The organism is Micromonospora sp. NPDC023644, from assembly GCF_040640115.1.
Taxonomy (GTDB): Bacteria; Actinomycetota; Actinomycetes; order Mycobacteriales; family Micromonosporaceae; genus Micromonospora.
In genome coordinates, this window is sequence record NZ_JBFABA010000023.1 from 72,063 (window position 1) to 84,086 (window position 12,024).

Below are 12,024 nucleotides of genomic sequence, written 5' to 3' on the forward strand. Positions count from 1 at the left end.
CCGGGGCCGGTGCGCGACGGGCCACGGCGGAGCACCGGTGGGTGCGCGAGCGCACCTGAACCGGCCGGGTTGCGCCTCCCGCCGGTCACCGGCGACCGCCACGGTCGCCGCCCCCACTCTAGAACCGCCGCGCCCCCACGAAAACCCCCGCCCCTCCCCCGCGACCTCGCACTGCCCGCCCCCGGGCCTTCGTCCGGACGCCGGGCACGGACGGCGGGATCGCGGGGCGGTCGCCGGGTCGGCGCCGCCCGCCGGGCCGGGAAGGTCGGCCCGGGCTCCGACGGCGTGGGTGGCGGCCCGACGGTCGCCACCCACGCCGGGGTGGGAGGGGAGGGGTCAGGGCAGGGTCCACTTCTGGTTGGCGCCGGTGTGGCAGGTCCACAAGTGCACGGCCTGACCGTCGGCCGGGGTGTTGCCCGACACGTCCAGGCACTTGCCGGTCTGCGGGTTCTTCAGGGTGCCGTCCGCCTGGGCCGACCAGTTCTGCGCGCCCGTGCCGTTGCACGTCCACAGCTGGATCTTCGTCCCGTCGGCCGAGGCGCCGCCCGAGACGTCCAGGCACTTGCCCAGCGCCTTCACCGTCGAGTTCGGCGTCACCGTCCACGTCTGCGCCGCGGAACCGTTGCAGGTCTGGATCTGGATCTGGGTGCCGTCGGCCGTGGCGCCGTTGCGCACGTCCAGGCACTTGCCGCCCAGGCCCCGGATCGGGCCGACGCCACCGCTGCCGCCGGACCTGACCAGGGTGAAGTCGTCCACGTCGAAGAGGCCCGTGCCCGACCCGGTGAAGGTCAGGTAGAGGTCCCGGGTGCCGGACGGCACGCCGGACAGGGTGGTCGTGACGTCGGCGAAGGTGGTCCAGCTGCCCGTGTTCGGCACGGCGACCGAGCCGAGCACGGTGCCGGTCGTGGATCCGGTGCGCACCTGGAGGGTGCCGCCCGGCCCGCCGGAGACCACCCGCGCCCGCAGCGACGTCGCCCCGGTCAGGTCGACCCCGGCGTACGCGGCCCAGTCGCCCGGGTCGATGTGCCCGAGGGTCTGGCCGCCGTTGGCGCCGGCCTTGGCGAACGGGGCGACCCCGCCGGCCGAGCTGAACGCCTCCGCCTGGACGGTGGTGTTCCCGCCCGGCGGGGTGACGCCGAGCTCCTTGATCCGGATGTTGCGGAACGAGGCGTCGTCGCCGGTGCCGTGGTTCTGGAGCCCGACGTGACCGGCGAGCGAGCGGGCCGGGTCGGTGTTGGTGAAGTCGTTGATCTTCACCCCGTTCAGGAAGACCTGGAGGCGCTCGCCCTCGACGAGCAGTTCGTAGGTGTTCCACTCCCCCGGCGGGTTCAGCGCCGCGTCCCGGGCGGCGATGTCGGCGGACTTGAAGGTGTAGACCGCGCCGGTGGTGCGGTCGGCCGCGTCGGTGGCGTCGATCTGGACCTCGTAGCCGTTGTTGACCGCCGACCAGGGATCGCTGGAGGGCGGGAAACCGATGAACACGCCGGAGTTGTCGTCGCCGGCGAGCCGCCAGTCCAGCTTGAGCGAGTAGTTGGTGAACTGCTTCGCGCTGTACCAGTACAGGCCCATGCCGCCGACCGAGGTCAGGGTGGCGTCGGCGTTGCTGAAGCTGCCCGGCCCGGCCTGGGACCAGCCGGTGGTGGAGCCGTTGTAGATCGGCGTGTAGCCGGTCTCGGGCCGGCAGTCGGCCTTGGCCCGGCCGGCCGCGTACCGGATGCCGCCGAGCAGGTGGGCGCGGAACGCCGGCTCGGCGTACGACGACTGGGTGTGCCCGCCGCCGGTGTAGAAGGCCCGGCCCCCGCTGTGGGTCTTGCACCAGGAGTGCGGGTGGTCGGCGCCCATCGAGCCGCCCGTGTAGGAGGACTCGTCGAGGGTGGCCAGCACGCGGGCGGTGGAGCGGGCGTTGGTCTGGTAGTTGTACCACTCGTCGGTGCGGGTCCAGGTCTGCGGCAGGTGCGCGGTGGCCGCGTGCGCCCGGTGCTCCACCTTCACGTTCGCCTGCTGGATGTGCGGGTGCGAGGCGAAGTACGCCCCGACCAGGTTGCCGTAGAAGGACCAGCCGTACTCGGTGTCGGCGGCGGCGTGCACGCCCACGAAGCCGCCGCCGGAGCCGATGTACGACTCGAAGGCGCTCTGCTGGGTGGCGTCGAGCACGTCGCCGGTGGTGTTGAGGAAGACCACCGCCTCGAAGCGGGACAGGTTGGCGGTGGTGAACTGGGCGGCGTCCTCGGTGGCGGTGACGGTGAAGTTGTTGGCAGCGCCGAGGTCGCGGATCGCCTGGGTGCCGACCGCGATGGAGTCGTGCCGGAAGCCGGCGGTCTTCGAGAAGACCAGCACGTCGTACGGGGCGTCGGCGGCGCTGGCCGAGGTGGCCGGGGTGGTGCAGGCGAGGACGGCGAGGACGGCGGTGGCCGCGCCGAGGAGGGGTCGGAGGAGTCTGCGCATGTCGCTCTCCAATGCCGGGGCTGTCGAGGGCCTGCCGGGGCGGGGAGGGGCGCGGCGGCCCCTCCCCGCCTCAGGTCAGGGCAGGGTCCACTTCTGGTTGGCGCCGGTGTGGCAGGTCCACAGGTGCACGGCCTGACCGTCGGCCGGGTTGTTGCCCGACACGTCCAGGCACTTGCCGGTCTGCGGGTTCTTCAGGGTGCCGTCCGCCTGGGCCGACCAGTTCTGCGCGCCGGTGCCGTTGCAGCCGTACAGCTGGATCTTCGTCCCGTCGGCCGAGGCGCCGCCGGAGACGTCCAGGCACTTGCCCAGCGCCTTCACCGTCGAGTTCGGCGTCACCGTCCACGTCTGCGCCGCGGTGCCGTTGCAGCCGTAGATCTGGATCTGGGTGCCGTCGGCCGTGGCCGCGTTGCGCACGTCCAGGCACTTGCCGCCGAGCCCGACGACCGGGCCGGTGCGGACCGCCGCGCCGGTGGTGAAGGCGAACGTGTCCACGTCGTAGAGCGCGCCGGTGCCCGTGCCGGCGAACGTGAGGTAGAGCGTGCCGGTGCTGGCCGGCGCCCCGGAGATGCTGCCGCTGACCGTGGTGAACGTGTCCCAGGCGCCGGTGACCGGGACGGTCGCGAAGCCGAGCACGGTGCCGGTGGGCGAGCCGGCCCGCACCTGGAGGGTGCCGCCGGCTCCGGCCGAGGAGACCCGGGCGCTGAACGAGGTCGCGTTGTCGATCCGGTACGGCTCGAACGCGATCCAGTCGCCGTTGTTGATGTCGCCGACGGTCTTGCCGCCCTCGGCGGTGGCCTTGTCGAAGGTCCCCACGCCGGAGGAGGTCTTGAAGTGCTCCGCCTGGCGCTTGCGCGGCTGGAGGGTGTGCTGCTTGTGCGTGGTCAGCCCGCCCGCGTCGGTGTACTCGGCGTCGAAGACGGCGAAGATGTTCGCCGCGTCGTCGTGTTCGCCGTCGACGGGGATGGTGATGGAGCCCGAGCAGCCGTTCTTCGAGGTGATCTGGTGGCCGTGGCTGTCGTGGCCCAGCACGTACGTCATCTTGACCTTGGTGCAGTCGATGGCGGCGTCCTCCGGGTCGGTCACGGTGATGCTGAACGGCACGGTGTCGCCGTAGCTGAACAGCTGGCCGTTGGCCGGGCTGTTGATGGTGACCGTGGGCGCGGTGTTGCCGACGCCGATCTGCACGTTCGCCGTGCCGGTGGCGCCCTGGGGGTCGCGGACGGTCAGCGTGACCTGGTAGGTGCCGTTGGCGGTGTACGTCTTGCTGGGGTTGGCCGCCGTCGAGCTGGTGCCGTCGCCGAAGGCCCAGGAGTACGTCAGCGCCCCGCCCTCCGGGTCGCTGGAGCCGGCCGAGGAGAAGCTCACGGTCAGCGGGGCCGCGCCGGAGGTCTTGTCGGCCGCGGCGACGGCGGTCGGCGCCCGGTTGCCGCCGGCGATGTAATCGTAGCGGTAGAGCGCCGAGTTGGCGTCGCCGTTGAAGTAGCCGGTGCCGTAGTCGAGGATGTAGAGCGCCCCCTCGGGCCCGAACGCCATGTCCATGATCTGCTTGCCGTTCCACGGGAACGTGTCGATGGTTCCCGGGCTGCCGTCGGCGTTGAGGTGGATCGGCTTGACCCAGCCCCGGCCGAGTTCGCCGGCGAAGAACTGCCCGTCGAAGGACTGCGGGAACTTGGTGGTGGAGTTCAGCGCGGCGTCGTACCGGTAGACGGGGCCGGCCATCGGCGACTCGGAGCCGCCGCCGAACTCCGGCGGGGTGCCTGCGTCGCCGGCGTACCGGATCCAGGCCGGCTTCGCCCCGGGCAGGGTGGGCAGGCCGGTGTTGCGGAACGAGTTGTTGGTCGGCCCGCCGGCGCAGTTGAACTTCGCCCCGGCGGTCCCGGCGGCGAAGTCCCACTCGGCGTACGTCTCGGTGGCGGTGTTGGTGCCGGTGCAGTACGGCCAGCCGTAGTTGCCAGGCCCGGTGACCCGGTTGAACTCGACCTGGCCGCTCGGGCCCCGGGCGCTGGTGGTGCCGGCGTCGGGGCCGTAGTCGCCGACGTGGACGATGCCGGTGGCCCGGTCGACGCTCATCCGGAACGGGTTGCGGAAGCCCATCGCGTAGATCTCGGGGCGGGTCCTCGGGTCCGAGTCGACGAACATGTTGCCCGCCGGGATCGAGTACGTGCCGTTGGCGTTCACCTTGATCCGCAGGATCTTGCCGCGCAGGTCGTTGGTGTTGGCCGCGCTGCGCTGCGCGTCGTACGCGGGGTTGCGGTTGGTGCGCTCGTCGATCGGCGCGTACCCGGCCGAGTCGAACGGGTTGGTGTCGTCGCCGGTGGAGAGGTAGAGGTTGCCGGCGGCGTCGAAGTCGATGTCGCCGCCGACGTGGCAGCAGATGCCCCGGTCGGCGGGCACGTCGAGGATGTCGACCTTGCTGCCGGTGTTGATCGTGAAGTCGGCGTTCAGGGTGAACCGGGAGAGCCGGTTGACGCCCTGCCAGGCCGAGAAGTCGCTGCCGGTCGCCGGGGCGTCGCCGGCCGGGGTGGCCAGCGGCGGCGCGTAGTAGAGGTAGATGTGCCGGTTGGTGGCGAAGTTCGGGTCGGCCCCGACGCCCTGCAACCCCTCCTCGTCGTGGGTGTAGACCGGCAGCGTGCCGATCACGGAGGTGGTGCCGGCGGAGTCCGTACGCCGGACGGTGCCGTTGCGGGCGGTGTGCAGGACAGACCGGTCCGGCAGCACCGCGATCGTCATGGGCTCGCCGACCTCGGCGACGCCCTTGGCGAGGGTGACCTGCTGGAAGTCGGTGCCGACGATGGGGTGGGCCTGGGCCGGGGTGGGGCCGCCCAGCGCGGCCGGGCCGGTGCCGAGGGCGACCGTGCCGGCCGTGGCGACCAGCAGCAGCGCCGATGCGGCGGAGAACCGGCGTCGGGTCCGGTGGGTGGGGGCGTCCTTGTTGGACATCGGTTGAGCCGTCCCTTCCTGACGAGTGACTGCCAGGGCGGGCGCGCGCCGTCGCGCCGGATGCCGTAGCGGGGGTGCGGTCGGCCCGCCGGGTGCCGTGCCCGGCCGGCCGCGACCTGCGAGGGATGGGGCGGACCCCATCGTTCGGAGGTCACCAGTCGATGGGTTCCCGCGCCGCCGGTTCACCTCGACGAAACACATTCGTGATGGCCCGACATTAAATGGCGCACATCGATGTGTCCATACCTTCCGCCGATTCGGCGTGAACTTTCGTCGATCCCGCCAAAAGTCCGCCGCCCGGCCGCCCGGGCCGCCCGGCTCAGCGTGGGCGGTCGACGGCCTGCGCGGCGAGGGCGGTCAGGGCGGCGCGGGCCTCGGCGGTCACGGGGGCGGACCCCAGGGCCGCCAGCGCGCCGTCAGCGCGCACCCGGATCATCTCCTCGATCCGCTCGCGGGCACCGGTGGCCTCGATGATCTTCCGCAGCTCGGCGGCGCCGTCGCCGTCCAGCGCCGGGTTGCCGAACAGCTCCCGCAGCCGCGCGGCCTGCGCCCGGTCGGCGGCGCCGCGGGCCAGCGCCATCATCACCGTCGGCTTGCCCTCCCGCAGGTCGTCCAAGACGGACTTGCCGGTGACGGTCGGGTCGCCGAAGACCCCCAGCACATCGTCGCGCAGCTGGAACGCGTCGCCGAGCGGGTCGCCGAACTCGGCCAGCGCGGCGACGAGCTCCGGTCCGGCCCCGGCCAGCGTCGCCCCGATCTGCAACGGCCGGGTGACCGTGTAGCGGGCCGCCTTCATCCGGACCACGGTCAGCGCGCTCGCCACCGACCCGTCGCCCACCCCGGAGACCAGGTCCAGGTACTCCCCCGCGATCACCTCGGTGCGCATCAGCGCGAAGACCGCGTACCCCCGGTGCACCCGCCCCGGGCCCAGGCCGCACTCGTGGAACATCTGGTCGGACCAGGCGGCGCAGAGGTCGCCGCAGAGCAGGGCGGTGTCGCGCCCGTACGCCTCGGGGTCGCCGCGCCAGGACGAGCGGGCGTGCAGGTCGGCGAAGAGCCGGTGCACCGACGGCCCGCCCCGGCGGCGGTCGCTGCCGTCGAGGATGTCGTCGTGGATCAGCGCGAACGCGTGGAACAGCTCCAGCGCGGCGGCGGCCGCCACGATCGGGGCGCCGTCGGCGCCGCCCGCGCCCCGCCATCCCCAGTAGCAGAAGAGCGGGCGCAGCCGCTTGCCGCCGGCCAGCACGAACCGGTGCAGCGCGGTGAAGACGCCCCGGGGCGCACCGTCCGGCCAGTCCCGGCCCTGCCGGTCGAGGAACGCGGCGAGCGCGGCGTCGAACCGGGCCCGCAGCCCGCTGGTGTCGGTCGGGGCGACGACGGCGGTCACGATCCCTCCCCGGGCCGCCCGGTCGGCGGTGGCGGCGCGGCCCGGCGCGGCGGCGGGGGCGCGTCGGGGGTCGCCGGCGGCGCCAGCCCTGCCAGCTCCAGCAGCAGGGCCTTGACCTCGGTCGCGGCGACCCGCTCCCGGGCGGCGGACGGGTCGGAGCAGAGCAGCACCGGGCCGTCGGCCGGGTCGGCGGGGAGCCGGCCGTGCGACCCGCGCACCGCCCGGGCGCCGGCGTCCAGCCCCACCACGCCCATCAGGTAGCGCAGCCCGAGCCTCTTGCGGGCCAGCGCCACGGCGGCCCGCCGCTTCGCCGCGCCCGGGGCGGCCGGGTCGAGGAACAGCTCGGCGGGGTCGTAACCCGGCTTCCGATGGATCTCCACCAGCCTGGCGAAGTCGGGCGCGCGGGCGTCGTCGAGCCAGTAGTAGTAGGTGAACCAGGCGTCCGGCTCGGCGACGAGGACCAGCTCGCCGGCGCGCGGATGGTCCAGCCCGTGCGCGGCCCGGCCGTCGGCGTCGAGCACCTCGGCAACCCCCGGCAGCGCGGCGCAGAGCGTCGCCACCGCCGGCACGTCGGCCGGGTCGCGGACATAGACGTGCGCCACCTGGTGGTCGGCCACCGCGAAGGCCCGCGAGGTCCACGGGTCCAGGTACTCCATCCCGGCCTGGGTGTGCACCCGCAGCAGCCCTTCGGCGCGCAGCAGCCGGTTGACGTCGACCGGGCGGGAGACGTCGGTGATGCCGTACTCGGAGAGCACCACCACGGTGGCGTCCCGGGCGCGGGCGGCGTCCAGCAGCGGCCCGAGCACCCCGTCCAGCTCGGCCGCCGCCGCGGCGGCCCGGGGCGACGAGGGGCCGAAGCGTTGCAGGTCGTAGTCGAGGTGGGGGACGTAGACCAGGGTCAGGTCCGGGGACTCGTCGGCGAGGATCCGCTCGGCGGCCCGGCAGATCCACGTCGACGAGGCCAGCCCGGCGCCCGGCCCCCAGTAGTTGAACAGCGGGAACGTGCCGAGCCGGTCGGTGAGGGCGTCGTGCAGCTCCGGCGGGTTGGTGTAGCAGTCCGGCTCCTTGCGCCCGTCGGCCCGGTAGACGGGGCGCGGGGTGACCGTCCAGTCCACGTCGGCGCCCATCGCGTACCACCAGCAGACGTTGGCCACCGTCCAGCCCGGCTCGACGCGGCGGGCCGCCTGCCACAGCTTCTCCCCGCCGACCAGGGCGTGGTGCTGCCGCCAGAGCAGCACCTCCCCGAGGTCCCGGAAGTACCACCCGTTGCCGACGATCCCGTGCCCGGCCGGGAGTTCCCCGGTGAGGAACGTGGACTGCACCGGGCAGGTCAGCGCGGGCAGCACCGTGCCCAGCTCCGCGCGGAAGCCGGCGTCGGCGACCGCGCGCAGCCGGGGCATGTGCGCCAGCAGGCGGGGGGTCAGCCCCACCACGTCCAGCACCACCAGCCGGCGGCTCATGCGGGCACCCGCCGGCCCGCCGGCGTCAGGCCCAGGGCCACCAGCTCCGCGCGGGCGAAGGCCAGCTCCGCGGCGATGCCGACGGCCAGCTCCGCGTCGGTGCGCGGGCGCCGCGCGGCCGGCAGCACCCCCCAGGTGTACGTCTCGACGTCGAGGTGGTCGCAGCCCGCCCCGGGCCCGGCGTAGAGCGCGGCCAGCGCGGCGCGCAGCACCGGCAGCGTCGAGCCGAGCGGCGGCTCGGGCGGGGCGTGCAGCGGCACGTGGTAGTGCACCCGCCACGCCCCGGGCAGCCGCGCGTGCAGGGCGGCGTCCAGGTCGTCGGCGGCGTGGGCGGGGTCGGCCGGGTCCGCCGCGCCCGCGCAGCCGGCGGCGCGGGTCTGGTGCAGGAAGCGCGGCTCCACCCAGCGGCGCAGCTCCGGCGTCGCCCCGGCGGGCGCCTCGATGGCGGCCGACACCTGCACCTTCACCACCGGCAGGCCGGCCGCGCGCAGCCGGCCAAGCGCGTCGGCCGGCTCCTCCCAGGCGCAGGCGAGGTGGGCGAGGTCCAGGCAGACGCCGAGGCGGTCGGTGTCCAGGCCGGACAGGGTTGCGACGGCCTGGCCGGTGCTCTCCACCACGCAGCCCGGCTCCGGCTCGAAGCCGACCCGCACCGGCCGGCCGGTCTCCCGCTCGACGGCGGCGAGACCGGCCGCGAGCTGGTCGAGCCGGCGGCGGGCGGCGTCCGCGCGGGCGGCGTCCCAGGGCCGCCGCCAGGCCAGCGGCAGGGTGGAGACCGAGCCCCGGGCCGCGTCGTCGGGCAGCAGGTCGGCGAGCACCCGGGCCAGGTCCAGGGTGTACGCGAGCCGCCCGGGCGTGGTCCAGTCCGGCTGGTAGACGTCGCCCTTGACCACGGGCGCCTGGAAGGCCGCGTACGGGAAGCCGTTGAGGGTGACCACCTCCAGCCCCCGGGCGGTCAGCTCGGCGCGCAGCCGGCGACGGGCGGCCGGGTCGGCGGCCAGCTCGGCGGCGACCGGGGCGGCCAGCCACAGGCCGAGGCCGAGCAGGTCGGCGCCGAGCGCCTCGCGGACGGGCACGGCGTGGGTGTCCAACTGGCGGAGGATGCCGGCGAGGTCCTCGGCGGGGTGCACGTTGGTGCAGTAGCCGAGGTGGACGGTGTCGCCGCCGGCGTGCCGCAGCCGCATCAGCTGCCGCCGCGCAGGATCGAGTTGCCGGCCCAGGTGCCGCTCGCCGTGTCGACGGCCGGGTCCAGGTCCGTCAGGTCGAGCCGCCCGGACTGGCCGTAGAACTCGACCGGGTTGCGCCACAGCACCCGGTCCACGTCGTCGTCGGTGAAGCCGGCCAGCAGCATCGCCTCCCCGGTGGCCCGGGTGAGCAGCGGGTCCGAGCGGCCCCAGTCGGCCGCCGAGTTGACCAGCACCCGCTCGGTCCCGTACGCCCGCAGCAGCTCCACCATCCGGGGCGGGGACATCTTGGTGTCGGGATAGATGGAGAAGCCCAGCCAGCAGCCGGTGTCCCGGACCAGCCCCACGGTCACCTCGTTGAGGTGGTCGAGCACCACCCGGCCCGGCTCGACGCCCGACTCGGCGACCACGGCGAGGCTGCGCGCGACGCCGCGGGCCTTGTCCCGGTGCGGGGTGTGCACCAGCGCCGGCAGGTCGTGGGCCACGGCCAGGGCGAGCTGGGCGGCGAACGCCTCGTCCTCCTCGGGGGTCATCGAGTCGTAGCCGATCTCGCCGACCGCCACCACGCCGTCCTTGTCGAGGTAGCGCGGCAGCAGGTCGAGCACCGGGCGGCAGCGCGGGTCGTTGGCCTCCTTCGGGTTCAGCGCCACCGTGGCATGGTGGCGGATCCCGAACTGCCCGGCCCGGAACGGCTCCCAGCCGATCAGCGAGTCGAAGTAGTCGGCGAAGGAGGCGGCGCTGGTGCGGGGCTGGCCGAGCCAGAACGCCGGCTCCACCACCGCGCGGACGCCGGCGGCGGCCATCCGCTCGTAGTCGTCGGTGGTCCGCGAGGTCATGTGGATGTGCGGGTCGAAGATGCGCATCACGCCTCCTGGTTCGCGCGCAGCCGGGTGAGCAGGTCGATCGCGTCCGCCGGCAGGGCGCGCCCGGCGGCCTGCCGCTCGGCGGCCAGCCCCGCGAGCATCGCGGCGAGTTCGCCGTCGGCGCGGGCGTCGAGGTCGTGCACCACGGCCAGCGGCACGCCGGTGAAGACGCACTTGAGCACCGCCTGCCGCCAGGCGGCCGGGTCGAGGTGCCGGGCGTACGGGCCGAGGGCGGCAGCCAGCAGCCGGGTGTCGTTGGTGCGGATCGCGTCGTGCAGCAGCGGCGTCCCGGCCGCGCCGATCGGCAGCAGCGGCAGGGCCTTGAGCACGGCCCGCTTCTCGGCGGCGTCGCCCTGCCGGTAGCGCGACTCGGCGTGGGTGGCGTGGTCGGTCCGCAGCGCGGTCAGCAGCAGGGCCCGGGCCGCCTCGTCGGCGCTCCAGCCGGGGGCCCCGGCCAGCGGCGCCCGGCCGCAGCGCCGCCCGGCGGCCGGGAAGAACCGGTCGATCGCCGCCGGTTCGGCCGCCACCCGCCGCAGCGCCGCGTCGAGCCAGTCGGGATCGGGTACGCCCCGCAGCGCGGCCCGCAGTGAATCCGGTGTCATCCCCGTCTCCTCTCTCGTGCTGCCGCCGTGGCCCGTCACCGTTCCCGTCGCGCCGCTTCCTTCGTGGCGGCGCGCAGGAAGTCGAGCGAGCGGGCCGCGACGGCGGGGGCGGCGTGCGAGTGCCGGGGCAGCTCCACGGCGACCAGGCCCCGGTAGCCGGCGTCGTCCAGGGCGCGCAGCACGGGCGGGAAGTCGATCTCGCCGGCGCCGAACTCCAGGTGCTCGTGCACGCCCCGACGCATGTCGTCGATCTGCACGTTGACCAGGTACGCGCCCACCTCGCGCACGCAGTCGGGGACCGGGCGCGGCTCCAGGCAGCGGCAGTGCCCGATGTCGAGGGTGATGCCGAAACGGGCCGGGTCGCCGAGCGCGGCGCGCAGCCGACGCCAGCCGGCGATGTCCTCGACCAGCATGCCGGGCTCCGGCTCGAAGCCGAGGGTCGTCCCGGCCGCCTCGGCGGCGTCGAGCACCGTCGCGCAGCCGGCGACCAGCCGATCCCAGGCGGTCGCGGGCGGAACCGTCTCGGGGCGTACGCCGGACCAGAGGGAGACGGCCTCCGCGCCCAGGTCGGCGCCGATCCGCACGGCCCGGCGCAGGAACTCGATCCGCCGCGCCGGGTCGTCGTGCAGCAGCGTCGGCGCGTGCTTGTGCCACGGGTCGAGCAGGTAGCGGGCGCCCGTCTCGACGACCACGGCGAGGTCGAGCGCCGCGAGCCGGCGGGCCACGGCGGCCACCCGCCGGGCCAGCCCGGGCGCGAACGGGTCGAGGTGGTCGTGGTCCAGGGTGAGCGCGACGCCCTGGTAGCCCAGGTCGGCGAGGACGGCGAGCGCGTCGGCCAGCCGGTGGTTGGCGAACCCGTTGGTCCCGTAGCCGAACCGCGGCCCGTCGCCACCCACGCCGACGGCGCCGGATCCGGCCGGCGCGGGCGCGGACCCGCCCGGGTTGGCCGTCGGGATCCGGCGGGCCGGTGCGGGGGGCGGCGGGGCGGTCACGTCGGGGAGACCTTCCGGGCCAGCCGGCCGCCGAGCGGCGCGGCGGCCGCCACCGCGAGCCCCAGCAGCCCGGCCCCGGCGCGTGCGGCCAGGGCGCCCTGCAACGCGGGCAGCCCGGTGATCCCGGCGCCGACCGCCGCCCGCACCCGGCCGG

At 74.9% G+C, this 12,024-nt stretch carries 8 protein-coding genes; all 8 read right to left on the reverse strand.

All coding sequences use genetic code 11. The features are described 5' to 3' along the window. Window positions 1-336: 336 nt before the first annotated feature. Window positions 337-2,445 carry a ThuA domain-containing protein gene (locus AB0G08_RS18230; RefSeq protein WP_358089008.1) on the reverse strand — a complete coding sequence of 703 codons (2,109 nt, stop codon included), beginning with the start codon at window positions 2,443-2,445 and terminating at the stop codon, window positions 337-339. A 75-nt stretch (window positions 2,446-2,520) separates the two neighbouring features. Beyond that, entirely contained in the window at window positions 2,521-5,385 is a 2,865-nt protein-coding gene (locus AB0G08_RS18235) for a PQQ-dependent sugar dehydrogenase (RefSeq protein ID WP_358089011.1), read from the reverse strand. 319 nt (window positions 5,386-5,704) lie between these two features. After that, window positions 5,705-6,772, reverse strand: coding sequence for a polyprenyl synthetase family protein (locus AB0G08_RS18240; protein WP_358089014.1), 1,068 nt, complete (start codon window positions 6,770-6,772; stop codon window positions 5,705-5,707). Continuing rightward, entirely contained in the window at window positions 6,769-8,232 is a 1,464-nt protein-coding gene (locus tag AB0G08_RS18245; protein WP_358089017.1) for a nucleotide pyrophosphatase/phosphodiesterase family protein, read from the reverse strand. The genes AB0G08_RS18240 and AB0G08_RS18245 overlap by 4 nt, the downstream gene beginning before the upstream one ends. Beyond that, window positions 8,229-9,413 carry a metabolite traffic protein EboE gene (eboE, locus tag AB0G08_RS18250; protein WP_358089020.1) on the reverse strand — a complete coding sequence of 395 codons (1,185 nt, stop codon included), beginning with the start codon at window positions 9,411-9,413 and terminating at the stop codon, window positions 8,229-8,231. Before eboE ends, AB0G08_RS18245 begins: the two co-directional genes overlap by 4 nt. Next, entirely contained in the window at window positions 9,413-10,276 is an 864-nt protein-coding gene (locus AB0G08_RS18255; RefSeq protein ID WP_358089023.1) for a TatD family hydrolase, read from the reverse strand. Before AB0G08_RS18255 ends, eboE begins: the two co-directional genes overlap by 1 nt. Beyond that, on the reverse strand, window positions 10,276-10,878 hold the full coding sequence (locus AB0G08_RS18260) for an EboA domain-containing protein (protein WP_358089026.1): 603 nt from the start codon (window positions 10,876-10,878) through the stop codon (window positions 10,276-10,278). The genes AB0G08_RS18255 and AB0G08_RS18260 overlap by 1 nt, the downstream gene beginning before the upstream one ends. A gap of 35 nt (window positions 10,879-10,913) precedes the next feature. Continuing rightward, complete coding sequence (locus AB0G08_RS18265; protein WP_358089032.1) at window positions 10,914-11,774, reverse strand: sugar phosphate isomerase/epimerase family protein; 861 nt, start codon at window positions 11,772-11,774, stop codon at window positions 10,914-10,916. Window positions 11,775-12,024 lie beyond the last annotated feature (250 nt).

Excerpts from the sequence above, each read along its gene's own strand:
- eboE (WP_358089020.1), bottom strand. The coding sequence starts at position 9,413 with ATGCGGCTGCGGCACGCCGGCGGCGACACCGTCCACCTCGGCTACTGC.
- AB0G08_RS18230 (WP_358089008.1), bottom strand. The coding sequence starts at position 2,445 with ATGCGCAGACTCCTCCGACCCCTCCTCGGCGCGGCCACCGCCGTCCTC.
- AB0G08_RS18245 (WP_358089017.1), bottom strand. The coding sequence starts at position 8,232 with ATGAGCCGCCGGCTGGTGGTGCTGGACGTGGTGGGGCTGACCCCCCGC.
- AB0G08_RS18235 (WP_358089011.1), bottom strand. The coding sequence starts at position 5,385 with ATGTCCAACAAGGACGCCCCCACCCACCGGACCCGACGCCGGTTCTCC.
- AB0G08_RS18260 (WP_358089026.1), bottom strand. The coding sequence starts at position 10,878 with ATGACACCGGATTCACTGCGGGCCGCGCTGCGGGGCGTACCCGATCCC.
- AB0G08_RS18255 (WP_358089023.1), bottom strand. The coding sequence starts at position 10,276 with ATGCGCATCTTCGACCCGCACATCCACATGACCTCGCGGACCACCGAC.